The 25,115-nt window shown below is 59.0% G+C and carries 22 protein-coding genes and 2 pseudogenes; 15 read left to right on the forward strand and 9 right to left on the reverse strand.

All coding sequences use genetic code 11. The features are described 5' to 3' along the window. Positions 1–617: 617 nt before the first annotated feature. Positions 618–827: pseudogene (locus tag MO767_RS06580) on the forward strand (hypothetical protein). A gap of 408 nt (positions 828–1,235) precedes the next feature. Next, positions 1,236–1,565: a hypothetical protein gene (locus MO767_RS06585; protein ID WP_282479870.1), complete on the forward strand. Its 330-nt coding sequence runs from the start codon at positions 1,236–1,238 to the stop codon at positions 1,563–1,565. A gap of 103 nt (positions 1,566–1,668) precedes the next feature. On the opposite strand, the gene MO767_RS06590 is transcribed toward MO767_RS06585, so the two are convergent. Next, positions 1,669–2,553 (reverse strand): Abi family protein, encoded by an 885-nt coding sequence (locus MO767_RS06590; RefSeq protein ID WP_282479871.1) that lies wholly within the window; start codon positions 2,551–2,553, stop codon positions 1,669–1,671. A 753-nt stretch (positions 2,554–3,306) separates the two neighbouring features. Here MO767_RS06590 and MO767_RS06595 point away from each other — a divergent pair. From MO767_RS06595 to MO767_RS06625, 7 genes and pseudogenes are all read left to right on the forward strand, one after another. Further along, positions 3,307–3,611 (forward strand): annotated as a pseudogene (locus MO767_RS06595) (DUF3077 domain-containing protein). A gap of 603 nt (positions 3,612–4,214) precedes the next feature. Beyond that, on the forward strand, positions 4,215–4,691 hold the full coding sequence (locus MO767_RS06600; protein ID WP_282479872.1) for a formate dehydrogenase subunit gamma: 477 nt from the start codon (positions 4,215–4,217) through the stop codon (positions 4,689–4,691). Next, positions 4,688–6,250 (forward strand): formate dehydrogenase beta subunit, encoded by a 1,563-nt coding sequence (locus MO767_RS06605; protein ID WP_282479873.1) that lies wholly within the window; start codon positions 4,688–4,690, stop codon positions 6,248–6,250. Before MO767_RS06600 ends, MO767_RS06605 begins: the two co-directional genes overlap by 4 nt. Continuing rightward, the gene (gene fdhF / locus MO767_RS06610) at positions 6,247–9,129 is read left to right on the forward strand and encodes a formate dehydrogenase subunit alpha (protein WP_282479874.1); all 2,883 of its coding nucleotides are present in this window, start codon (positions 6,247–6,249) and stop codon (positions 9,127–9,129) included. The genes MO767_RS06605 and fdhF overlap by 4 nt, the downstream gene beginning before the upstream one ends. Further along, positions 9,126–9,347 (forward strand): formate dehydrogenase subunit delta, encoded by a 222-nt coding sequence (locus MO767_RS06615; RefSeq protein ID WP_282479875.1) that lies wholly within the window; start codon positions 9,126–9,128, stop codon positions 9,345–9,347. Before fdhF ends, MO767_RS06615 begins: the two co-directional genes overlap by 4 nt. A gap of 246 nt (positions 9,348–9,593) precedes the next feature. Further along, entirely contained in the window at positions 9,594–11,516 is a 1,923-nt protein-coding gene (locus MO767_RS06620; protein WP_282479876.1) for an alkaline phosphatase D family protein, read from the forward strand. A 35-nt stretch (positions 11,517–11,551) separates the two neighbouring features. Continuing rightward, positions 11,552–12,055 (forward strand): adenylate kinase, encoded by a 504-nt coding sequence (locus MO767_RS06625; protein WP_282479877.1) that lies wholly within the window; start codon positions 11,552–11,554, stop codon positions 12,053–12,055. 45 nt (positions 12,056–12,100) lie between these two features. On the opposite strand, the gene MO767_RS06630 is transcribed toward MO767_RS06625, so the two are convergent. Further along, on the reverse strand, positions 12,101–13,276 hold the full coding sequence (locus MO767_RS06630; protein ID WP_282479878.1) for an acetylornithine transaminase: 1,176 nt from the start codon (positions 13,274–13,276) through the stop codon (positions 12,101–12,103). 101 nt (positions 13,277–13,377) lie between these two features. Between MO767_RS06630 and MO767_RS06635 the strand changes: the two genes are divergently transcribed. Further along, a complete protein-coding gene (locus tag MO767_RS06635; RefSeq protein WP_282479879.1) occupies positions 13,378–14,283 on the forward strand; it encodes a LysR family transcriptional regulator in 906 nt (301 codons plus the stop codon). 72 nt (positions 14,284–14,355) lie between these two features. After that, positions 14,356–15,369, forward strand: coding sequence for a sensor domain-containing diguanylate cyclase (locus tag MO767_RS06640; protein ID WP_282479880.1), 1,014 nt, complete (start codon positions 14,356–14,358; stop codon positions 15,367–15,369). Positions 15,370–15,387: 18 nt separating this feature from the next. Here the strand turns inward: MO767_RS06640 and msrA are convergent, their stop codons facing one another. From msrA to msrB, 3 genes are read right to left on the reverse strand one after another with little or no spacing between them, the layout of a single operon-like run. Then, positions 15,388–16,095, reverse strand: a complete 708-nt coding sequence (msrA, locus tag MO767_RS06645) for a peptide-methionine (S)-S-oxide reductase MsrA (protein WP_282479881.1) — start codon at positions 16,093–16,095, stop codon at positions 15,388–15,390. Between the two features lie 31 nt (positions 16,096–16,126). Beyond that, a complete protein-coding gene (locus tag MO767_RS06650) occupies positions 16,127–17,902 on the reverse strand; it encodes a cytochrome c biogenesis protein DipZ (RefSeq protein ID WP_282479882.1) in 1,776 nt (591 codons plus the stop codon). A gap of 43 nt (positions 17,903–17,945) precedes the next feature. Further along, positions 17,946–18,464, reverse strand: a complete 519-nt coding sequence (gene msrB / locus MO767_RS06655) for a peptide-methionine (R)-S-oxide reductase MsrB (protein WP_282479883.1) — start codon at positions 18,462–18,464, stop codon at positions 17,946–17,948. Between the two features lie 151 nt (positions 18,465–18,615). On the opposite strand from msrB, the gene MO767_RS06660 reads away from it, so the two are divergent. The 4 genes from MO767_RS06660 (at position 18,616) to MO767_RS06675 (ending at position 22,268) form a co-directional block, all read left to right on the forward strand. Continuing rightward, positions 18,616–19,332: a response regulator transcription factor gene (locus MO767_RS06660; protein ID WP_282479884.1), complete on the forward strand. Its 717-nt coding sequence runs from the start codon at positions 18,616–18,618 to the stop codon at positions 19,330–19,332. Beyond that, positions 19,329–20,846, forward strand: coding sequence for a HAMP domain-containing sensor histidine kinase (locus tag MO767_RS06665; protein ID WP_282479885.1), 1,518 nt, complete (start codon positions 19,329–19,331; stop codon positions 20,844–20,846). The genes MO767_RS06660 and MO767_RS06665 overlap by 4 nt, the downstream gene beginning before the upstream one ends. A 64-nt stretch (positions 20,847–20,910) precedes the next feature. Beyond that, positions 20,911–21,426: a hypothetical protein gene (locus MO767_RS06670; RefSeq protein ID WP_282479886.1), complete on the forward strand. Its 516-nt coding sequence runs from the start codon at positions 20,911–20,913 to the stop codon at positions 21,424–21,426. Between the two features lie 137 nt (positions 21,427–21,563). Continuing rightward, a complete protein-coding gene (locus MO767_RS06675) occupies positions 21,564–22,268 on the forward strand; it encodes a hypothetical protein (RefSeq protein WP_282479887.1) in 705 nt (234 codons plus the stop codon). A 74-nt stretch (positions 22,269–22,342) separates the two neighbouring features. Here MO767_RS06675 and MO767_RS06680 read toward each other — a convergent pair whose 3' ends face one another. The 4 genes from MO767_RS06680 to MO767_RS06695 all read right to left on the reverse strand — a co-directional run bounded on the left by MO767_RS06680 (position 22,343) and on the right by MO767_RS06695 (position 25,114). Then, positions 22,343–22,837: a RidA family protein gene (locus tag MO767_RS06680; RefSeq protein ID WP_140683811.1), complete on the reverse strand. Its 495-nt coding sequence runs from the start codon at positions 22,835–22,837 to the stop codon at positions 22,343–22,345. 415 nt (positions 22,838–23,252) lie between these two features. Continuing rightward, a complete protein-coding gene (gene cyoE, locus MO767_RS06685) occupies positions 23,253–24,140 on the reverse strand; it encodes a heme o synthase (protein ID WP_008147631.1) in 888 nt (295 codons plus the stop codon). A gap of 11 nt (positions 24,141–24,151) precedes the next feature. Next, positions 24,152–24,487, reverse strand: coding sequence for a cytochrome o ubiquinol oxidase subunit IV (gene cyoD / locus MO767_RS06690; RefSeq protein ID WP_033061037.1), 336 nt, complete (start codon positions 24,485–24,487; stop codon positions 24,152–24,154). Next, positions 24,488–25,114: a cytochrome o ubiquinol oxidase subunit III gene (locus tag MO767_RS06695; RefSeq protein WP_008147627.1), complete on the reverse strand. Its 627-nt coding sequence runs from the start codon at positions 25,112–25,114 to the stop codon at positions 24,488–24,490. Position 25,115 lies beyond the last annotated feature (1 nt).

The raw sequence follows: 25,115 nt of genomic DNA on the forward strand, positions 1-25,115 counted from the left end.
ATTCAGTTGTTAAAGAGCGGTTGGTTAAGATCTTTCGTCTCAACCGAGGCGCGCACTTTACAGCACACACCCTCAAATAGCACCCTTAAAAGCTCATGATTTTATTAATAAAATCAATTACTTAAGCCAAAACCAGCATCAAGCTGCTCGTTAGCGGGAGGTGAATATTACAGGATTAAAATACGTGGTCAACCCCCGTCTAAAAATTCTTTTCCTTACCAAAGAGCCTAGGTTGCCACTATGAAAACTTCCAAGGTCCGTACAAAGCATAAGGGCAGCAGAGAACCCAGACCACATCGTCACTGAAGCACCCCTTATTTCGTGGACGCTGACTAATCGCTTTTGCCGATTGCTGCCTGTCGCCCATCGTCAGCTTTGGGTCCAGGCTGTGTGAAATCGTTTTTAGAGCAGGTTTGACAGTCAGAACTGGAAGGAAAATCGCGCTCCTGCGCAAATTTCAGGCCTGCCGATTAACCAAACGCCAGCAGATTTTACGTAGCAACGCAGACTTCAAAACGGCGCATTCGTTTTCACACAGCCTGGGTCGACTGCGGCCCTTCGTGACTGGCAGCAATCGACTGTGGATGCACATTCCTCCCGGCACGGAGGATTGCACAATGCCAAACTCAGACTTACTCCCTTCCCTGCTATTTAAGATCAACGAAAACCAGCTCGCCCTGGAGGCCGCCATCATGGAGCTTTCGAACTAGGTAGAGATGCGCGGATCGGCGGACGTCGCCGACAATGTTCGGGGCGCCCTGGACACGATCGATCGGAACGAGGAGTTCATCAAGATAACGCTTGCTGTGCTCATGACGCCCGAGTGATCGCATAAGTTCGCCATGTGTCGGTTTCGGCCCTTTTTTGGCAGACTAGGGAGTCTATCCGCAACCAGTTTCTTGTAGATCTTATCTACAGCTCGTCGGGAATTGGATGGAGAAATCCGATCAAGCTTCCATCCACACCAGTCCTTATTGGAGGCAGGCAGGGTGTACACTTCACGGTACAACGTGGAAGTGTACACATGCATAAAACTATGTTGATTATATAGTTATGCTATTATTCGAGTCTCCCTCGGGCACCAAAATTAAGAAAGGTCTTGCTTAGCAAGGCCTTTTTTTCGCCTACAGAAAAGACACCGCTACCGTGTAGGAGCTGCCGAAGGCTGCGATCTTTTGATCTAGCTTCTCTTCCACGCCACCCACACCGGTGGAGCATTTCACAAGGATCCCCCCATGGAATTGCTGCTGGAAACCGTCGCCCTGTTCTGCCTCAAGCTCGCTTATGAGACGGAGGATTCAAGTCCGATCCTGCGGGATGATTTGATGATGAGTGATTATGAGCGGGAGGTTTTTGGGTTGCTGGTGCGTAGGGGGGATGTTGAGCTGATCCACAGTAAAGTGGATGAATGCCTGAAGTTGGCGCTGAACGCTATCGGCGGTGTGGACACAGTCTTAGGCCGCGAATTGAATAGGTTGGCGGAAGACTTCAGCGCTGCAGGGAGGATGGAGCAACTCGATACGCCGCTTATCGCGCTCAAGGAATATCTGAAACACATTCTGTGATTGATGAAGTGAAGTGGCAGTCGTGGGCTTAGCATGACTGAAATGCTATCGGACTTACGCCAAAGCCAACTAAATCCCGAACAGTTGCCGAGGGGATCCGGTTTCATCCGGGAACCCCATCGCCTTGAAGGTGCAGCCCGGCATAGCAGGCTTGCTGTCGATCAAATCCGCGACGTCGCTGATCCAGGTCGAGGCTGGTGCGATTTTCTGCAGCAGAAACCATTATGACCGCGACTGACCCGTACAACCGCTTGAGCGCGTACTGATCTAGCCCCAACGTTCGAAAGTACGGTTCTGCGGGTACCATCAACGGGTTAGGCGAGGCCTGATTCCAGATACGCGTATGGTGCGCACAGCGGTTGCGCAAATGGCTGGTTTGTTGCATCCATCGGCTGAGCATCCTGGCGTTATTCAAGCCGAGGCGCGCGAGTATGAGATTCTGATACTTGCTACTAAGCAGTTCGAAGAACTCAGAAAGATCACCGAAATCCCATGCTTCTACCGCAGACCAAATGGGAATGGACTTACCGGCTCGAAAGTGCCACTGAATGCAGTCCTCTTTGCTCCGCGCAATGTGCGACTGCTGCTTCTGACTCCACTCCACCCACTTGTTCCGCCTATTGCCGCTGCGGTCCGTGTACGGTTGAGTCCATTTTTGCAGGACGAATTTCGCATTGGTGTAAGCCATTGGGTCGTGATACCCAACCTCGTGAGCCATTACGGTCTTGAGGTAAACCTCCAAACGCTCGACTGCATCCAGCATAAGCATTCGCAATCGTTTATCGAACTTGTAAAGGTCTACGGCCGAGTTGAAGCAGGTGGTTGTCTGGAAAGTGTCCAGACGCAGAGGCTTGCCCGTGACCGGGCAAACGTCTTGCAGCAGGCCGTTCATTTTGAACTCTCGAGCCGGGTACCAATAACCGCTGAGGCGGTAATACCCTAACTGCGCAAGCTTGCGCTCTGCACGTGAGGGGTCATGGATTTGCATACCCCTGCTGGCCAAAATCGCGACCAAATCAGAGTATGTACGGAACGGCTTCGGAGGGGCGGGGGTAGACAACTTCCATGTTCCAGAAACAAGAAGGCCCGAACGTAATGCCGGACAGAGCCAGCACCAGAGGATCGGGCGCGGTTGGGGTCAATCGCTGCCGTAGCCTAATGACCATGTCAAATCTGTACGTCGCATAAAACGCGGCAAACACTACGGTTTATGCGGATATTCGACAGACGAGGCAGCGCGCTTATGCGCAGCCTAAAACAGTGCGCTGCGGATTGTTGTCGGGCCATTCCGAGAGTGCGGTAGGGATATTCTCTTCCATACCCGATGCTAGTTTTTCCAGAGAAAACGCTGAGCAAAGAGCTTATGAACGTTGCAGTAATGAGGCCTGCACGATACCCTCCAACCGTCGCTGCAAATTCAGCGACCGGGTGTGGAAACCCGTGTAATTCAAGGCGCAACAGCGCCCCCATCACGTCTGCCGGCGCTTTTTTTATGCCTGCGGCGTGAGTTATGGCGGCTGTGCGTGGGACGTCTTCGGGCGTGCCGGTTTCCTTAATTCCCGGTTTTCCACCCTGCGCACAGCTGTCACCCATTCGTGTGGAAACGAACGTGGCGGCTCCCCATATCAAGGGGTCTGATAATGCGCAGCATCAATCCGTACAAAAATTGGCTTTTCCCTCTACGCAATTCCCAATCGCGTAACGCCCTCCCCGACCACCTTTCCCTCATCGGAGGTGGCAAATGACCGAACACCCCGAACTCAAAACCATCGGCCTTACACCCGCGATCTACTGCGGGGATCAAGCGCTGTTCCATGTCACCCGCAACGTCCCCCTCGGCGATGCATTGGCCATGGCTTCTGATTTCTGTTCCTCGCCAAGAAGCTCACCGAAGATGCTGCTTACGCCAGAGACACCGACCGCCACGCCTGGGCCGCGCATTATTTGACGGCGATGAGTAAGGCGGTGGTGGATGATGCGGTGAAGGTGCTGAATCGGGATCGGGATAATGAGCTGGCATCTAAGCGGGCGGGGGGCGAAGGCTGAAGCTTAGTGTTTGAGGTCTGTGGGGTGTGGGTGGCTTGCGAGGATGGTAGCTGATTCAGCATTTATGTTGGCTGGGCTGGCGCTATCGCGAGCAAGCTCGCTCCCACAAGGGGTCTTGTGGGCTGATTGGTATTTGGGATTAGCCTCGAGGTTTTTCGGGGCTTTTTGTTATTCGGCTCGGGGTGAATGGCTTTCGGTTTACAGCCGAATAATCCAACGCATCTGCTCCCTGAATTGCCCACGAATCTGATGCTGTTTCTTACCTGCAATGCTTGATATACATCACGCATCGACAGGCCCTCAGGGCATTAGTCCAATGAGTGAACGCCCGCACCCCACTCATCTAGACTTAATGGATAGTCGTAGGCAGAACCGAACACGTCGCTTTGGTGCAGTTCAATCAAAAGCGCCGTGGCAAGCTGACCTTTATGCCCAGTAGAGGTGCGGCAAAGACCGCATCGGGCACAACAAGATGCCCGCTCAGGGTGCCCTGGCCGACGGCCTGAAATTGCCACGATACCGTGACGTGGTGTGAGTGCCGCAGCCGACACTTTCGGACGACCGACAACCATCTGGTTTGTCCGTGACCGTGAGGAATGCTGAATGCCTGATGAGATGTTGCAATTGCCGATGGTCAACAGCGTGCTGGAGCGCCACAAGGGCTCTGCGGGTGCACTGTTGCCGATTCTTCATGAGATTCAGGAGGGTATCGGTTACATCCCCGATGCCGCCATCCCCGAGATTGCCCACGCGCTAAACCTGAGTCAGGCCGAGGTTCGCGGGGTGATCAGCTTTTACCATGACTTCCGTACCGCGCCTCCGGCCCGGCATATCCTGCGTCTGTGCCAGGCTGAGTCCTGCAAGAGTCGCGGCGCCGAGCAGCTTGCGGCGCAGTTGCGCGAACGCCTGCAACTGGACGATCACGGCAGTAGCGCCGATGGCAGCATCAGTTTGCGCCCGGTGTATTGCCTCGGTGCTTGTGCCTGTTCGCCCGCGCTGGAGCTTGATGGTCAGGTGCATGCGCGGCTCAGTGCCGAGCGTCTGGATGCCTTGCTTGATGCTTGCCGGGAGGACGCATGATGCCGCGCCTCTATCTGCCCAGTGATTCTCTGGCCCGCGCCGTGGGTGCCGACGAAGTGGCGGTCGCCCTTACCGCGAAGACCCAGGAACACAATCTGCCGCTGGACCTGCAACGCACCAGCTCGCGCGGCCTGTATTGGCTGGAACCGCTGCTGGAAGTGGACACCCCGCAAGGCCGTATCGGCTTTGGCCCGCTGACTGCTGCTGATGTGCCATCCGTGCTCGAAGCGCTGCAAGGCGAGCCGTCCGACCATCCACTGGCCTTGGGCCTGGTGGAAGAATTGCCTTATCTGAAGACCCAACAACGCCTCCTGTTCGCCCGCGCCGGTATTACCCGGCCGCTGTCCCTGGATGATTACCGGGAGCACGGCGGTTTCGAGGGCTTGACCCAAGCTGTCGCCCTGGGCGGCGAGCAAACCGCGACTGCTGTGTTCGATTCAGGACTGCGTGGCCGTGGCGGCGCAGCCTTCCCGGCCGGGATCAAATGGCGCACGGTGCGCGCCACCCAGGCTGCGCAAAAATACATTGTGTGCAACGCCGACGAAGGCGACTCCGGCACCTTCGCCGATCGCATGTTGATGGAAGGCGACCCTTTCCTGCTGATCGAAGGCATGGCCATTGCCGGCATCACCGTCGGCGCCAGTTACGGCTACATCTATGTGCGCTCGGAATATCCACAATCCGTGGCCACCCTGCGCGAGGCGTTGGACATCGCCCGGGCCAACGGTTACCTGGGCGCCAATGTCGGCGGCAGTGGCCTGGCCTTCGATATGGAAGTGCGTGTCGGTGCCGGTGCTTATATCTGCGGTGAAGAAACTGCGCTGCTGGACTCGCTCGAAGGCAAGCGCGGGATCGTCCGCGCCAAGCCGCCGATCCCTGCGCTGAAAGGGCTGTTCGGCCTGCCGACGCTGGTGCACAACGTGCTGACCCTGGCTTCGGTGCCGCTGATTCTGGCCAAGGGCGCGCAGTTCTATCGCGATTACGGCATGGGCCGCTCCCTCGGTACGATGCCCTTCCAGCTGGCGGGCAATATTCGTCACGGCGGCCTGGTGGAACGGGCCTTTGGCCTGACCCTGCGGGAACTGGTGGAAGAATACGGCGGCGGGACCGCCAGTGGCCGACCGCTGAAAGCCGCCCAGGTCGGTGGCCCGCTCGGCGCCTGGGTGCCACCTTCGCAATTCGACACGCCGCTGGATTACGAAGCGTTCGCCGGCATCGGCGCGATGCTTGGTCACGGTGGTGTAGTGGTGGCTGACGACAGCCTGGACATGGCCCATATGGCGCGCTTCGCCATGCAGTTCTGTGCCGAGGAATCCTGTGGCAAATGCACCCCCTGCCGCATCGGCTCGACCCGGGGCGTGGAAGTGATCGACCGCCTGCTGGCAGCGCCTGACCAGAGTGGTCGCGATGAGCAGGTGATCATCCTCAAGGACCTGTGCGACACCCTGCAATACGGTTCGCTGTGCGCGTTGGGCGGCATGGTCTCCTTTCCGGTAGCCAGCGCCCTCAAGCACTTCCCCGCCGACTTCGGTCTGCAATCTTCGGAGGCCGACCAATGATTACTCTCTTCGACCCGAACACCGATATCGACTTAGGCACCCCGGCCCGCGACAGCGACGTGCAGGTGACCCTGAACATCGACGGCCGCAGCATCAGCGTGCCCGAAGGCACCTCGGTGATGCGCGCCGCAGCGCTGATGGGCACTACGATTCCGAAACTGTGCGCCACCGACAGCCTGGAGGCCTTCGGCTCCTGCCGCATGTGCCTGGTGGAGATCGATGGCATGCGCGGTTATCCGGCTTCCTGCACCACGCCGGTCACTGAAGGCATGACCGTGCATACCCAGACGCCAAAGCTCGCGACCCTGCGCCGCAATGTCATGGAGCTGTACATCTCCGATCACCCGCTAGACTGCCTGACCTGCTCGGCCAACGGCAATTGCGAGCTGCAAACCGTCGCCGGCCAGGTTGGCCTGCGGGAAGTGCGTTACGGCTATGAAGGCGACAACCATCTGGCCGACGTGAAAGACACGTCCAACCCGTATTTCGATTACGACCCCAGCAAGTGCATCGTCTGCAACCGCTGCGTGCGCGCCTGCGAAGAAACCCAGGGCACCTTTGCCCTGACCATCACCGGGCGCGGTTTCGAGTCCCGGGTCGAGGCCGCCGGTGGCGATAACTTCCTCGAGTCAGAATGCGTGTCGTGCGGCGCCTGTGTACAAGCCTGCCCCACCGCGACCCTGATGGAAAAAAGCGTGGTCGAACTGGGTCAGCCCGAACGCAGCGTGATCACCACTTGCGCCTATTGCGGCGTGGGCTGCTCGTTCCGCGCCGAGATGAAAGGCGACCAACTGGTGCGCATGGTCCCGGACAAGAATGGCCAGGCCAACCACGGCCACTCCTGCGTCAAAGGGCGCTTTGCCTGGGGCTACGCCACCCACCCGGATCGCATCACCAAGCCGATGATCCGCAAACACATCAACGACCCTTGGCAGGAAGTCAGCTGGGATGAAGCGGTGACCTACGCCGCCAGCGAATTCCGCCGGCTGCAGCAAAAATACGGCCGCGATTCCATTGGTGGCATCACCTCCAGCCGCTGCACCAACGAAGAAACCTATCTGGTACAAAAACTGGTGCGCGCCGCGTTCGGCAACAACAACGTCGACACCTGTGCGCGGGTTTGCCACTCGCCGACCGGCTATGGCCTGAAACAAACCCTGGGCGAGTCCGCCGGCACCCAGAGTTTCGACTCGGTGATGCAGGCCGACGTCATCCTGGTGATGGGCGCCAACCCCAGCGACGCCCACCCGGTGTTCGCCTCCCAGCTCAAACGCCGCCTGCGTGAAGGCGCGCGACTGATCGTCATCGACCCACGCCGCATTGATCTGGTGGACTCGGTGCATGCCCGCGCCGAACTGCACCTGGCCCTGCGCCCGGGCACCAACGTCGCCATGCTCAACGCCCTGGCCCACGTCATCGTCACCGAAGGCCTGCTCAACCAGGCCTTTATCGACGCCCGTTGCGAGGACATTGATTTCGCTCACTGGCGCGAGTTCGTCAGCCGCGCGGAAAACTCGCCGGAAGTGCTTGGTGAGATCTGCGGCGTAGAACCCGCCAACATCCGCGCCGCTGCCCGTTTGTATGCGACTGGCGGCAACGCGGCGATCTACTACGGCCTGGGCGTCACCGAACACAGCCAGGGCAGCACCGCGGTCATGGGCATCGCCAACCTGGCCATGGCCACTGGCAACATCGGCCGCGAAGGCGTGGGCGTGAACCCGCTCCGTGGGCAGAACAACGTTCAGGGCTCCTGCGACATGGGTTCCTTCCCTCATGAGCTGCCCGGCTACCGCCACATCTCCAACGAGGTGGTACGGACGCAGTTCGAACAGGCCTGGAATGTCACCCTGCAACCCGATCCGGGCCTGCGCATTCCCAACATGTTCGAAGCCGCCCTCAGCGGCAGCTTCAAGGGCCTGTATTGCCAGGGCGAGGACATCGCCCAGAGCGACCCGAATACCCAACACGTCACCGCGGCCCTGTCGGCCATGGAATGCATTGTGGTGCAGGACATTTTCCTCAACGAAACCGCCAAGTACGCCCACGTGTTCCTGCCGGGCTGCTCGTTCCTGGAAAAAGACGGCACCTTCACCAACGCCGAGCGGCGTATCTCCCGAGTGCGCAAGGTCATGGACCCTCTGGGCGGCAAGGCCGACTGGGAAGGCACCGTGGCCCTGGCCAACGCCTTGGGCTACCCGATGAACTACAAGCACCCGTCAGAAATCATGGATGAAATCGCCAGCCTGACGCCGACTTTCACCAACGTCAGCTACACCGAACTGGACCGCCACGGCAGCCTGCAATGGCCATGCAACGCCGCGGCACCGGACGGCACGCCGACCATGCACATCGAGGAATTCGTGCGCGGCAAGGGGCGCTTCATGCTCACCGGCTACGTGCCCACCGAGGAAAAGGTCAACAATCGCTATCCGCTGCTGCTGACCACCGGGCGCATCCTCAGCCAGTACAACGTCGGCGCTCAGACACGGCGTACCGAAAACGTCGCCTGGCACGACGAAGACCGCCTGGAAATCCACCCGACCGATGCCGAGAGCCGTGGCATCAACGAAGGTGACTGGGTCGGCATCGGCAGCCGCGCCGGCCAAACGGTACTGCGTGCGCGGGTCACCGAACGGGTCGCCCCGGGCGTGGTGTACACCACGTTCCACTTCCCGGAATCGGGGGCCAACGTGATCACCACCGACAACTCCGACTGGGCCACCAACTGTCCGGAGTACAAGGTCACCGCCGTTGAAGTCAGCCGCGTCTACCACCCTTCCGAGTGGCAAAAACGCTATCAGGAGTTCAGTGATGAACAGGACCGTTTGCTCAAGGATCGCCGTCAGGCGCGTGGCACTAAAGCCGAGGTACGCCGATGAGCACTGAAAACCTGATCAAAATGGTCAACCAGATCGCCCAGTACTTCGCCAGTGAACCGGACCAGCAACAGGCCGTGCTCGGCGTGCGTAATCACCTGCTGATGTACTGGACGCCCGGCATGCGCAAGGAATTGCTGGCCTGGCAGACGGAGCATCAGGGGGCAGACTTGCACCCACTGGCGCAGGCGGCGGTCAGTGGGGCGGGCTGGGAGGCTTAGGTTCACAGGCCCCCTTGGGATTACCCCTTGGGCGAAGGGGCTAATGCCGGTCAGTTAAGGGGGTAAACACCGCAACCTGTGGGAGCGAGCTTGCTCCGGGCGGCGTTCCGACGATAGCGGCAGTTCAGTCTGCATTGATGTTGAATGTAGCGCCGCCATCGCGAGCAAGCTCGCTCCCACAACCATGCCTTTACGCCAGCTGCGCTATCATCGCCCGCTCCTCTGCGCCCGGTGTCTTGAACCTGCATGTCTATGTCTTCGCCATTACCTGATGATCAACACTCACTGCCACCGGTCCTGGTCGGGCCGCTGTTGCGGCGTCTGGAGCCCACGCGGCTGGTGATGTGGCTGGTGGGGTCGCGGGCGCTGTCGCTGACGTTGCGTCTGCAAGATCGCGACGCTATCCACCTCGACGCGAGTCAGTGCACGGTCATTGCGGTGGGCACCCAAGCCTTTGTTCATTTGATCGATGTGTCGCTGGACGCCGCCCTGCCCTGCGACACGTTAATCGAATACGACCTGCTGACTGACGACGCTGGCACAGGCATCGCCGATTGGGCTCCGCACTTGCTGTACGGCGACGCCCGTTGCCCAAACTTCGTCCTGCGTAAACGGGCCGATCATCTGTTGCACGGTTCCTGCCGCAAACCTCACCATCCGGCCCCGGACGGTTTGCTGTGCGTCGATCGTTTGCTGGAGTCCGAGCCGGATGCACACAAACGTCCGGCGCTGTTGATGATGAGCGGCGATCAGATTTATGCCGACGATGTCGCGGGGCCGATGCTGCGAGCCATCCATGCCTTGATCAAGCGGCTTGGGCTGTTCGAAGAGCACCTCGAAGGCGCGGTGGTCAGCGACAGCGCCAAACTCTACGAACACCCCGCCAGCTACTACCATCGTGCGGATTTATTACCGGCGCTGGAGAGCAACGAAACCCTGCGCGAGCGATTTTTCGGTGGCGCGCGTAAGCCTATTTTCACCAGCAGCAGTGCCGACAACCATCTGGTGACGTTCGCCGAAGTCATGGCCATGTACCTGCTGGTCTGGTCGCCGACACCCTGGACATTGATCGCCCCGCAACCGCCGGCACTGGCACCTGCAAGACGTGAGCGTTATGCGCTTGAGCAGACGCGCATTGATGGCTTCAAGGCCGGTCTGGGAGGTGTCGCCCGAGCACTCGCGCACCTGCCCTGCCTGATGATTTTCGACGACCACGATATTACCGATGACTGGAATCTTTCCGCACAATGGGAGGAAACAGCCTATGGCCATCCGTTCTCCAGGCGCATCATCGGCAACGCACTGATTGCTTATATGCTGTGCCAGGGCTGGGGCAACAACCCGGATGCGTTCGGCGCTGTGCTGAAGAAGGCCGGCGGATTGAGCGCGACCGGGCATGACCGCTACTTCGACAGTGACACTCAGGACGGGTTGATTGACGAACTGCTGAGATTTCAGAACTGGCATTACGTGCTGCCCACCCGCCCGGCCATCGTGGTGCTCGACACCCGCACCCGACGCTGGCGCAGCGAGATGAACCTCAAGCAGCCATCGGGTCTGCTGGACTGGGAAGCCCTCAGCGAACTGCAACAGGAACTGCTCGATCACCCTTCGGCCATCATCGTTTCGCCGGCGCCGATCTTCGGCGTCAAATTGATCGAAACCGTGCAGCGCGTCTTCAGCTGGTGCGGTTATCCCCTGCTGGTGGACGCCGAAAACTGGATGGCCCATCGCGGCGCGGCCCAGGTGATCCTGAACATTTTCCGACACTCGCGTACACCCGGTAATTACGTGGTGCTGTCAGGCGATGTGCATTATTCCTTCGTCTACGAAGTACTGATCCGACACCGCAAGGCCGGCCCGCGAATCTGGCAGATCACCAGCAGCGGCATCAAAAACGAATTCCCGCCGGCGCTGCTCGAGTGGTTCGACCGCCTCAACCGCTGGCTCTACTCGCCCCGCTCGCCACTGAACTGGCTGACCAAACGCCGACGCATGCGCATTGTTCCGCATGTCCCGGAACATGCTGAAGCGGGTGAACGGCTGTGGAATTCGGCGGGGATCGGCCAAGTGTTCTTTAATGAAAAAGGACAGCCGCAGGAGATCTATCAGCACAACTCGAACGGTTCGCCGAAGACACGGATGGTTGCGCCTGAGAATGACGACTGAAGGCTGATCGCTCCCTTACATGATCGGTGTCGCTCATGAACCTCACCCGAACCCTGATCATCGGCAACTCCGGTTCCGGCAAAAGCTGGCTGGCCGAACGACTGGCCAAGCACCTGCAAGTGCCGTGGGTCGATCTCGATTCGATTCACTGGTTGTCCGATGAACACAGCATCCCCCGCCCCCGTGCCGAGGCGTTGGGCATGGCACGGGGGCTTGCCAGTAAAGAGCGCTGGGTGATCGAAGGCGTTTACGGCGGGATCGTCAGCGAACTCTTGCCCCGGGCGACAGCTCTGATCTGGCTGTGTGTTGAAGATGCTGAATGTATTGCCAATGTTCGTCAGCGAGAGGCGCAGCGGGACAAGCATGACGAATTGTTGATTGCGTTGCTCGATTGGGTCGGCAGCTATCGTACGCGCGAAGATTCCAGTGGATTCGCCGCGCACCAGCGTCTGTTCGAAGGGTTTGGCGGTTCGAAATGCAAACTCAGGGATCGAGCCGAAATCACAACATTCGCGAACACCGTGTTACAAGCCAACTGACTCACACTGTTCGATCGTTCCCACGTGGGAACGATCAATTGCGTATCAGGCCGCTTTCACTGCCCGGCAAACCCCTCTCACAATCATCTCCACTTCCCGCTCATCAATCGTCAGCGGCGGCAGCAAGCGAATGGTTTTGCCCCGTGTCACGTTGATCAGCAAGCCGTGATCCCGCGCGGCGATGAGGGTCAGGTCGCGAATCGGTTGTTTGAGTTCGATGCCGATCATTAAACCCTGGCCGCGAATCTCCAGGATGTTCGGGACGTCCGCCAATTCGATGCGCAATCTGGCCCGCAAACGCTCACCCTGAAGCTTGGCGTTTTCCAGCAGCCCTTGTTCTTCGATGATCTCCAGCACGGTGCAACCCACGCGGCAGGCCAGTGGATTGCCGCCGAAGGTGCTGCCGTGACTGCCGGGGGTGAAGAGGTCGGCCGCTTTGCCCCGGGCCAGGCAAGCACCGATGGGAATGCCATTGCCCAAGCCTTTGGCCAGGGTCATGACATCCGGAACAATGCCTTCGTGCTGAAAGGCAAACCACTGGCCAGTGCGGCCAATGCCGGTCTGGATTTCGTCGAGCATCAGCAGCCACGCGCGCCGAGTGCACAGTTCGCGAATGGCTTTCAGGTAACCGGGCGGGGCCATTTGGACACCGCTTTCACCCTGAATCGGCTCCATCAGGATCGCCACGATGCGCGGGCCATGGGCTTGCTGCACCTTGTCCAGCGCCTTGAGGTCACCGAATGGCACTTTGACGAAGTCCCCCGGCAACTCATTGAAGCCCAGGCGCACGGCCGGGCCATCACTGGCGGACAAAGTGCCGAGGGTCCGGCCGTGAAAAGCGTTTTCCATGACCACCACCAGCGGTCGTTCAATGCCTTTTTGCCAGCCATACAGCCGCGCCAGTTTCAGCGCGGTCTCGTTGGCTTCGGCACCAGAGTTGTTGAAGAAGGCTCGCTCCATGCCCGCCAATTGCGTCAGTTTCTGCGCCAGCCGCTGTTGCCAATCGATGCTGTAGAGGTTGGAAGTGTGCAACAGCAAGCCGGCCTGTTCGCTGATGGCCGAAACAATTTTCGGATGGGAGTGACCGACGTTGGTCACTGCCACGCCCGCCACTGCGTCCAGGTATTCACGACCGGCCTGATCCCACAGGCGCGTGCCCAGACCTTTGCTGAAACTCAAGGCCAAGGGTTGGTAAGTGGTCATCAGGCAGGCGGCAGTCATGACATCAAGCTCCATCAATGGTCGGTGTTTTGCAGTATGGTTAGCCACCTGAGCTAGATAAACGCTGCAACACTTCAATCATTTTAAAGCTGGGCTTGATAATGGATTTGTTCCAGGCAATGACCGTTTACGTGCGGGTGGTGGAAACCGGCAGCATGACCGCCGCTGCGTTGCAGTGCGAAATGTCCACCACCATGGTCGGCAATCACTTGCGGGCGTTGGAGCAACGCCTGGGTGTGCGCCTGCTCAACCGTACGACACGACGCCAGCGGTTAACAGAATTCGGCACTGCTTATTATCAGCGTTGCCTCGAAGTGCTGGGGCTGGTGGCCGATTCCGAACGGCTGGCCGAGCAGGCCCTCGACGAACCCAGCGGCACCTTGCGCATCACCGCACCGCTGACGTTCGGCACTGAAAAACTGGCACCCGCCCTGAGTGAATTCACCCTGCTGTGTCCACGCGTCAAATTGGATGTGGTCCTCACCAATCGCCGTCCGGACCTGCTCGAAAACGGTTTCGACGTGGCGTTTCGCCTGGGCAATACCGTGGAGACCCACCTGATCGCCCGTCCACTCCTCGACTACAGCCTGACCATGTGTGCATCTGCGGAGTACCTGGCGCGCAAAGGCACACCGGAGAAACCTGATGATCTGCAACACCACGACTGTCTGTCATTTGCCTATCCGGCCGGGGATGACTGGCAGTCGGTGGAAAAACACTGGCGCCTGACCGGTCCCGAGGGCGAAGTGGCGGTAGCGGTCAATGGACCGATGTTAATCAACAGTTCGGCAGGACTGCATCAAGCGGCGCGAACCGGCATGGGCATCGTGGTGTTGCCTGATGCGTTGATGGAGCAAGATCTCAAGGACGGAAAACTGGTGGCATTGATGCAGAATTACCTGCCGCCGAGCCGACCGATGAACCTGATGTATGCCCAGGATCGCTACCGTTTGCCAAAACTGCGTAGTTTCGTCGACTTTGCCTTGCAGAGATGGGGCAAGCACTAGCCGGCTCAATACGCCATCGACTAATCTCTTCGACAAGGTCGCTTAGGTATCAGGGAAGCAGGGAGAGCGAAGATGGATGAGGCGTCGAATATCGAGCCGTTGAAGTTCAATCTGTCGGATTTGAACGAAGACATGCTGCACACCATTCTGGAACTGGTCAGCGACGGTATCTGGGACTGGAACGCCAACACCGGTTTCGTCTATCGCAACCCCAGGTGGTACGAGATGCTCGGCTACCCGCCTCATTCCCTGGATAACAACGTATTGACCTGGGAAAACGTAATCCATCCCGACGATTACCAGCAGGTCATGGCGCTGTTCGATGACTACCTGAATCAGCGCGCCCCTGGCTATCAGGCCGAGTATCGCTGCCGCATGCAGGATGGCAGCTATACCTGGATCGAAGACCGTGGCTACGTACTGGCACGCAATGCCGACGGTTCGGTGGCGCGGATGGTCGGCGCGCACCGCAGCATTGAGGACAAGAAGCGTCTGTACGAAGCGCTTGAACGGCGCAACCAATCCCTTGAAGCGATCATTGAAGAACGAACCCGGGAGCTTTCCAGGGTCAATCTGCAGCTACACATTCAACTCGAAGAAAACCGCAAACTGGCGGAAACCGACGCACTGACATCGATCGCTAACCGCTATCGCCTGGAAAAAGCCTTGCCCCAGGAATGCGAACGCGCCCAGCGCTTTCGACAACCGCTGTCGCTGATCGCCATGGACATCGACGACTTCAAGAACATCAACGATCACTATGGCCATGCGCTGGGTGATGCGGCATTGGTGCAGGTAGTCGAGAGCGTGAAGCACTGCGTGCGTGAAGGCGATCTGCTCGCGCGTTGGGGTGGCGACGAGTTCATCCTGATCCTACCCAATACACCACTCGTCGATGCCCGGGCCCTCGCCGAACGTATCCGCCATGGCCTCGCAAACCTGCTACCAGTGGGGGACTTTCAAGTGACCATGAGTTTTGGCGTGGTTCAGCGCTTTGAAGAAGAACAACAGACCGGGTTGCTGGCCAGGGCCGATCAAGCGCTGTATCGGTCGAAGATCGCGGGCAAGAATGTGATATCGGGGTAAGGGCTATGCCCTTCACTCTCACATCCCCGCCTTCACCAACACCGGTTTCTCCTGATACCGATCCGGGTACAGCTGCTTCAGCTGCGCGACCTTCGGTAGATCGTTGATCACGATGTAGGGATAGGTCGGGTGTTCGGTCAGAAAATCCTGATGTTCCTCCTCCGCCGGGTAGAAACCGTTGTAGGTCTCCAGCTTGGTGACAATGGGTTTGTTGAACGAATGGGCGGCGCCGAGCTGGGTGATGTAGGCCTGGGCGACACGTTGCTGTTCGCTGTTTTCCGGGAAAAGCGCCGAGCGATACTGGGTGCCGCGGTCAGGTCCCTGACGGTTGAGTTCGGTAGGATTGTGAGCCACCGAGAAGTAGATTTGCAGCAAGGTGCCGTAGCTGACCTGACGGGGGTCGAAGGTGACTTCGACGGATTCCGCATGACCGGTATCGCCACCGCTGACCCGCTCGTACTGAGCAGTGTTGGCTGCACCGCCGGCGTAACCGGAGACCGCTTTCTTTACCCCTTTGACATGCTGGAACACGCCTTGGACGCCCCAGAAGCAACCGCCGGCAAAGACCGCCCTTTCGCTGTCGGCCTGGGTGATTTGGTCGAGGGTGGGTGGAGGAATGATGACCGCGTCTTGCGCCGCACCGAAGGAGAACGCCAGGCATTGGCCGATGACGCCGGTAGCGGCCAGGCCCAACAGGGTGCGGCGCCAGGTGAATAGGGTTTTCATGAGGATGATTCCTGGATAAATGGAATGACAATCAACCGAACGTAAACGCATAAGCCGACACTCCGGGATCGAGAAACTCGATGCTGAAGGTCCGATCCGTCACGCCGCCGTTTTGGCGCACCAACTGGTACAAGCGTTGTTCAGTCACGCTGCCGCTGCCGTCGGGCGCCACGTCGGTACCGTGGGCATCGCCGGGGGCTTTTCCGTCAATCAACACTTTGAAACGCACCGGTTTACCGTGAGTGCCAGGCCCCAGCACCAGGTGCAGATCGCGGGCATGGAAGCGGTAGACGATGCGACTGGCCGGGGCGCTTGAAGTCGCCCGCTCTGAGCCGACATTCCATTGACCGCCCAGGCTCCAGTCGTTGAGTGCCAATTGCGACGGAGCGCTATAGGCCGACACCTTGTCCGGCACCAGGCTGGTTTCAGGCACGAAATGCTCGGCACGCTGGTAGCCGACATAGGTTTCCGGTGATTGCACTTCGTTCATGTCCGGGGCCAGTTGAACACCCTCGGCGCTGGCATTGATCAGACCGTCCGCGACCTTCACGGCACCTGCTTCGCGCAGCAGTTGCTGGATTACCCGCTCCGATTCGGCGTACTCGCCTTCGCCAAAGTGGTGATAACGAATGCGACCCTGAGCGTCGGCAAAATAGTGAGCCGGCCAGTATTCGTTGTTGAAAGCTCGCCAGATCTTGAAGTCATTATCGATGGCCACTGGGTAGTTGATGCCCAGATCCTTCATCGCTTTGGTGACATTGCCTATGTCTCGTTCGAAAGCAAACTCGGGCGCATGGACACCAATCACCACCAATCCCTGATCGCGGTACTTCTCGGCCCAAGCCTTCACATACGGCAGTGTGCGCAGACAGTTGATGCAGGAGTAAGTCCAGAAATCCACCAGCACGACTTTGCCCTTCAAGGCCTGCACTGTGAGCGGTGGCGAGTTGAGCCATTGCACCGCGCCGTCCAGCGGTGGAAGGTTGCCTTCAATCGGCAGTGCGCCCGGCGCTTTGTCAGCCACTTTCATTGCACTTCCCGAGGCTGGAATCTGCGCCATCATCGCCCCGCTATTGCTCGGTGATTTTCCGGCCAGCCGTCCCACCAACGCCTGTTCGATACCGCCAGTGGACGCCGTCGACACCCGCGCGAGAATCCCGGTGTCGAGCCCCAGGGCAATCGCCGCGACACCGGCCAGCATTGCGGCGCCCAGACCTCGACGCAGCCACTCGCCAGCGCCGATGGAACGCTTCATCGCCGCGAAGACTTTACCGCCCAGCAGTAGCGCCACGGCGAGGGAGGTTGCGGCACCCGCGGCGTAAGCCAGCAACAACAAGGTGGTTGCGATGCTTGCCCCTTGCAACGCTGCTCCTGTCAGCAACAGCCCCAGAATCGGCCCGGCGCACGGAGCCCAGAGCAGGCCCGTGGCGACGCCGATCAGGAACGAAGCGCCGGGACGCGGCCGGGCATCGGCGCCCGCGGCTTCCGACAACCGGCTGCCCGCTGCCACCAGTGGCCGCGTCAGGCGCTCGGCCAGTCGCGGCAGCAACAGCGTCAGCCCGAACAGTGCAACGAACAGCAACGCGAGCCAGCGACCGTACTGATTGACTTGCACCACCCAACCGCCACCCACCGCCGCCAACGAGGCGACGAGCGCGAAGGTCAGCGCCATGCCCGCCAATAGCGGCAACCCGCTCTTCATGAACGGCTGCCCGGTGCGAGCGAAGACAAAGGGCAGTACCGGCAGGATGCACGGGCTGACAATCGTCAGCACACCACCGAGGTAAGCGAGGACTAGAAGCCACATAACGTCGACCTGCATAAATTGAGTGAAAGGGAGTACCCGCGGATCAAGTCGCCTGCGGCACAAAAGTCATCGCCAGGCCGTTCATGCAGTAACGCAGACCGGTGGGTTTGGGCCCATCGTCGAAGACGTGGCCCAGATGACCGCCACAACGCCGGCAGTGGACTTCTTCGCGCAGCACCCCGAAGGAGCGGTCCTGTCGAGTGGCCACAGCCTTGTCCAGCGGTGCCCAGAAGCTCGGCCAACCGGTGCGGCTGTCGAACTTGGTCGCGGAAGAAAACAGCGGCAGGTAGCAACCGGCACAGGCAAACGTACCTTCACGGTGCTCGTTGTTCAGCGGGCTGCTGTAGGCCCGCTCAGTGCCCTCTTCGCGCAGGATTTCGTACTGCTCGGCGCTGAGCATGGCGCGCCATTCGCTGTCACTGTGCGTCACTTCGAACACCTCCGCCGCGCTGGCGTTACTGACCAGTGCAGAACTCGCGGTAAATTTTGGCAATACACCGATGACCAGGGCTGCAGCGCCTAGCCCGCCGCTTGTTACGAGAAACTGTCGCCGTGAAATCATGGTCGTCTCCGAAAAATCCAGGTGCCTGTCATGGAACACAGCCTAGGCTTGGGTTGATCGCCAAATCCTCACGAGAAGTTAAACAATTCGTGATAACTCAGGCCCCGGAAAACCCGCACAATGCGCTCATTGCACCGAAGGATTGAGCTTGATGGAACAGACCAAACGCGTCCTCGTGGTCGAGGACGACCTGCATATTGCCGACCTTATCTGCCTGCATCTACGCGATGAGCAGTTCGAGGTGGTGCACTGCGCCGATGGCGATGAAGGCATGCGGCGGCTGCAGCAAGGTAACTGGGACGCACTGATCCTCGACCTGATGCTTCCCGGCGTCGACGGCCTGGAAATCTGCCGCCGCGCCCGCTCCATGGCCCGCTACACACCGATCATCATTACCAGTGCGCGCTCCAGCGAAGTGCATCGGATTCTCGGGCTCGAACTTGGCGCCGACGATTACCTGGCCAAACCCTTTTCCATGCTCGAACTGGTGGCCCGGGTCAAAGCGCTGTTGCGACGAGTCGACGCCATGGCCCGCAACCTGAAAATGGACGCCGGCAGCCTGATCACGGACGGCCTCTCCATCGACCCGATCACGCGCGATGTGTCCCTTGACGGTCGCCGCCTCGACCTCACGCCACGGGAGTTCGACCTGTTGTATTTCTTCGCCCGTCAGCCCGGCAAAGTGTTCTCGCGCATGGACCTGCTCAACGCCGTCTGGGGTTACAGCCATGAAGGCTACGAGCACACGGTCAACACTCACATCAACCGCCTGCGGGCAAAGATCGAGGCCGATCCGGCACAACCGGCGCGCATCCTCACGGTGTGGGGACGAGGCTACAAATTCGCGGCCAGGGAGGAACAACCGTGAGACTGACCCTGACTCAGCGCCTGTCCCTGGTTTTCGCCGCGTTGCTGCTGGTGTGCTGCGGCACGTCGGCATGGATGCAGGTGCGCTCCAACCAGATGCATGAACTGGAAGTGGTGCAAGGACTGTCGCGGGATCTGGCCCAGCACATCGCTCACGACACCGTGCTGATGGACACCAAAGGCCTGATGCCCGACGCCGTGCGCGACCTGTTCAGCCAACTGATGCTGGTCAATCCCAGTGTCGAGGTCTATCTGCTCGACACAGAGGGCCGGATTGTCGGCAGTGCTGCGCCCGAGGGTCGGATACGCCGGGAGCGGGTCGATCTGGTGCCGATCCAGCGCCTGCTCAAGGGTTATGCCCTGCCGGTTCTCGGCGACGATCCACGCAGCGTGGATGGCCGCAAAGTGTTCAGCGCCGCGCCACTGCAGGTCAATGGAAAACCGGTGGGCTATCTCTATGTGGTGCTGCTCAGCGAAGAGCATGACCGCTTCGCCGAACGCGGCGCCACCAGCGCCGCCCTGAATACCGCGCTGTTGTCCATCGGGCTGGTGGCGTTGCTGTGCCTGATTGCCGGTCTCACCGCATTCGCCCTCATCACCCGACCTTTGCGCCGTTTGACCGAAACCGTCAGCCAGTTCGACATTGATGGGGCTCCGGTAACGCCGCCTGCATCCGTCCCGGTGGAAAAAGCCGCCAGCCACGATGAAATTGCCATTCTCGACGCGACCTTCCGGCAGATGCAGGCGCGCCTCGGCGACCAATGGCGTTCGTTGACCCGCCAGGATCAGGAACGCCGTGAACTGGTGGCCAACATATCCCATGACCTGCGCACGCCTCTGGCCTCGCTGCACGGTTACCTGGAAACCTTGTCGCTCAAGGACGCCACGTTGTCTCCCGCCGACCGCCGCCGTTACCTGGGCATCGCGCTGGATCAAAGCCGCAAGGTCGGTGGACTGGCGCAATCGCTGCTGGAACTGGTGCGCCTGGAACATGGGTTCGTGCAACCGATACTGGAGCGTTTCTCTCTGACGGATCTGGTGCAGGACATTTTCCAAAAGTTCGAACTGACCGCCGAGGCGCGCCAGGTCGAACTGAAGGCCACCTTCGCACCCAATGTTTCAGCAGCCTGCGCCGATCTTGGATTGATCGAGCGGGTGCTCACCAACCTCTTCGACAACGCCCTGCGCAACACCCCGCCAGGCGGAGAAATCGAGCTCAGCCTGCGCCCTCAAGGACCTTTTATCGAAGTGACCGTCAGCGACACCGGCCCCGGCATCACTGCCGAACTGCGCGAAGGTCTGTTCCTGCGCCCGTTCAACATTGGCGGCGCACGGCGTGACGGCGGACTGGGGTTGCGGATCGTGCACCGGATCCTGCAATTGCACGGCCGCGAGATCCAGCTGATTGACGTTCCCGGACGCGGTGCGACTTTCCGCTTTTCGTTGCCGGTGGATCAGCAAACGGCCGAGCAATTGGCGGTTCGGTCGATGAATCTGAATACACTGGCGAAATAGTCGACTGCCTGGGCTACAGCAACGGCTAATATCCTGACACCCATTTCGGCAAGGACGCTGCGCGATGCTCAACACCCTGCAAAACACCCCATTGTGGGTCTACGCGATTTTTCTGCTGCTGTGCTACTACGGCGTCAAAGCCCTGTCCCCGACGGGTGAAAGCAAAACTTCATTACTCGTCACGCCGCCGATTTTGCTGGGCTGGTCCCTGTATTCGCTGAATCTGACGCTGAATCCGCAGCTATCAGTTAGCTGCTGGCTGGGCGCTGTTATCCTGGGCAGTCTCGTGGCGCTGCTGATTTTCCCACGCAAGGGCATTGAGCTGGATGATCGGCAAACCGGCCTGATCGTGCCGGGCACAGCAAAAACCCTGGTGCTCTACCTACTGTTTTTCGCGGTGAACTATTACTTCGGCTACCAGGATGACGTTCACCCGGAGCTGGCCGCCACCCTTGAGATGTTGCTGCTCAAGGCGTCGGCTTCCGGTTTTGTCTGTGGACTGATCAGCGGTCGGGCGTTGAAGTTTTATCGGCTACTGCTGACACTTCAGGCAAAACGCCCCCAGATAGCCGCCGGTTAAAAGCCGCTGTACCAAAAATGATGACCAGCCGCCTGTTCATCCGTGACAACGCCGCCTCGGTCCAATAGATTAGGCGGCCTGAAAAGGCCCTGTGCTTTCTCGCCTCAATCCAAGTTAAAAGAAGTAGTGAAATTTCAATGTCCGATTCCAATACCGCTGAATCCGTAGTCACCTTGTCGTCCAAAGCGGAATACGAAAACTCCATCAATCTTTCACAGCACGTGCCCCAGGCCAAGACCATCAGCGAGATGGTCCTGGACGCTTTCCAGTCCACCCGGGAAAGCGACCAGATCCGCGAGCTGCGCGCCGCGATTCGCCAGGCTCACGACAGCTTCGACGACGATAAAGCCTACGAATTGATGGGCGAACTCAAGCAACTCAAAGACGCCGAGACTGCCGACATTGCAGCCCTGGAAGACTTGAGCAGCAAATTCCCGATCAGCCGGATTCTCTCCAGCTTCAAGGACGACCCGGCATTTCAGGAGTTGGTCTATGGCCTCGCAATGAAAGTGCTGAACCAGACCCACCAGGCCATCAGCAACCCAAGCAGTGGCAAAAGCAAGGCTGCTCGCGCCAAGAAAGATGTCGAAGTGTTCACCATCAGCAAAGACGGTATCAACGTGACGTTGCCGCTGCGCACCCCGCGTTCGCGACTGAACGTTGACCGTGAAGCGCTGGAGTTCCTGGGCTTCACCTTCGTCGGCGAAGGCGAAGAAGCGGAGCTGGAAAGCGAGACGTTCCTGGACAATGCCGGGGCCGAACAAGCGGTTAACCGCAAGAACATCATCACCGCGCTTCAGCAGCAAACCGCGTTCGATGGGTACAGCATCGCCGCGCAGTGACACACGCCGTCGATGACTGAAAAGGCCCGCACTGAGATTCAGCGCGGGCCTTTCTATTGCCTGCAGGTTCATCGTTAGAGCGTTGATGGCCGTATCGCCACGATCATGTCAACTTCAATGGCTGCGTCTTTCGGCAGTTGATAAACGCCGATCGTGGTTCGTGTATGTTTACCGGCATCGCCCAGTACGTGACTGAAGACGTCCGACGCACCGTTGGCCACTTCGCTCAAATCGACAAAATCCGCGGTGGACTTTATGTAAACCGTGACGCGCAATAGCGACTTGATCTTGTCCAGCGAACCGATGGAATCAACAATCAATGCCAGACCGCGCAACGCACTGATGCTGGCAGCGCTCTGTGCATCTGCCAGCGTCAGATCCAGGCCTACCCTGCCCGGATACTTAATTTCACCGTTCATCCGCGGCACCAGACCGCTGACGTAAAGCTCATCGTGATGCCGCACCAACAACGCGTAATGCCCGCCGGCCGTATTCTCACCGTAGATGTCGTAACCGAGCTCTTTTGCCAGCGCGATGAATCGTTCATCACAGGTCATATGTTCAGTCATCTCTCCCCCTCGACCAAAAATTGGATCCATTTTTTTGACAGATTAGCCCAAAGATCTCGACTCGGGGGCTGGCCTATGAAAATCAGCCTGGATCAAATTGATGTCCCTTAGATTCAGCAAAGCGCCGGACGCTAGCCACTTCCTGCGTTTCAACGTGGCGCACAGCGATAACAGCCAGGTGCGGGAACGGGTTTTTCGGTTGCTCGATAGTTGAGTTTTCCTGATAGACCGCGGTGCGGCCTTCGCGAGCAGGCTCGCTCCCACAGGGGTTCAGCGTCGTACCCATAACTCGCGGCAACGCAGATCCAGTGGGAGCGTGCCTGCTCGCGAATAGGGCAACTCGGTCCACCAGCGCCCCAATAAAAAACCCCGCGTTTCTTTCGAAGGCGGGGTTTTTCTTTACAGCATCCGACGCTTAAGGCGCGTACGTCAGCAACAGCTCACTCGGCACTTTAAAGTCCAGCGACATCATCACGCTCAACGCGGTAATGGTGAAGATCGAGAACACGAACAGCTTGCGTGCCCAGACCGTGTCATCCACTGCCTTGTAGCCGGTCCAGGCCATGTACAACCAGTACATGCCCATGGCCGCGGCGACGGCGAGGTAGCTCATGCCGGCGTAGCCGCTGAAGGTCAGCATCAAGGTCGCCACGAGGAACGCCAGGATGTAGAGCAGAATGTGCTTCTTGGCCACTTCAATCCCGCGCTTCACCGGCAACACCGGAATCGATGCAGCCAGGTAATCGTTGAAGCGGAAGATCGCGATGGCGTAGGAATGCGGCATCTGCCACAGGCTGAACATCACCAGCAACGTCAGTGCGGCCATGTCGAAGCTGTTCGTCACAGCGACGTAGCCAATCACCGGCGGCATGGCCCCTGACAGACTGCCCACCAGCGTGCCGTGAACCGACTTGCGCTTGAGGTACAGGCTGTAGAAACCGACGTAGATGACAAAGCCGATCACCGCGAACAAAGCGGCTAACGGGTTGGCCACTTTGTACAACAGTGCAACGCCGAAAACACCCAGGACGGTCGCAAAAGCCAGGGCCAGTTTCAGGGAGATCAAGCCCTGGACCAGCGCCCGGTTTTTGGTGCGTTCCATCTTCAGGTCGATGTCGCGGTCGATGCAGTTGTTGAACACGCAACCGGAAGCCACCACCAGCGACGTGCCGATCATGGCGGCCAGGAAAATGGCCAGATCGACATGCCCTTTCGAGGCCAGGAAAAATCCGCCCGCCACAGAAAGCACGTTACCGAAAATGATCCCCGGTTTGGTGATTTGGATAAAGTGCTTAAAGGACATCCGGACTTTCCTCAGTGCGCCATCATGTTGGTGTGGATGCTGTACATGATCCACAGCGACAGGCCTACCAACAGAACGATTACCAGTGCAGCGAAGACAAACGCGATCACGTTGTTACGCTGGGCAGCGGAGCGGTCCAGGTGGAGGAAGTACACCAGGTGCACCAGCACCTGGATCACTGCGAAGGCCAGTACGATCCACAGGGTCAGGGCTTTCGGCAGCGATGGGTACATCACCAGGCCGAAAGGAATGACCGTCAGGATCACCGACAGAATGAAACCGATAGCGTAAGACTTGACGCTGCCGTGGCTGGCGTCGTGGCTATCGTGGGAATGAGCGTTAGCCATTTACATAGTCCCCATCAGATAAACAACGGTGAATACGCAGATCCACACCACATCCAGGAAGTGCCAGAACAGGCTCAGGCAGCTCAGACGGGTCTTGTTGGTCGCCGTCAGGCCGTTTTTCTGCACCTGGTACATCATGATCGCCATCCAGATCAGACCGCTGGTCACGTGCAGACCGTGGGTGCCGACCAGGGTGAAGAACCCGGACAGGAAGCCGCTGCGGCTAGGACCGAAGCCCTCGGAGATCAGCATGTGGAACTCGTTGATCTCCATGCCGATGAAGCCGGCACCGAACAGGAAGGTCATGCCCAGCCAGCCCAGGACCTGGTTCTTCTTGCCCTTGAACAACGCCAGCATGGCGAAGCCGTAGGTGATCGAACTGAACAGCAGCAGAGCGGTTTCGCCCAGTACGTATGGCAGCTCGAAGATGTCGTGGCCCGACGGGCCACCCGCTACGTTGTTAACCAGTACCGCGTACGCCGCGAAGATCGACGCAAACAGAATGCAGTCGGTCATCAGGTAGAGCCAGAAACCGAATACGGTCATCTCGCCCGAGTCGTGGTGATGGTCGTCGTGCCCATGGTCCGTGCCATGGGCGTGTCCAGCAGTGGTCACTAAGTTCGACATG

This window comes from Pseudomonas sp. UYIF39, assembly GCF_029963765.1.
In the GTDB taxonomy this organism is placed as follows: domain Bacteria; phylum Pseudomonadota; class Gammaproteobacteria; order Pseudomonadales; family Pseudomonadaceae; genus Aquipseudomonas.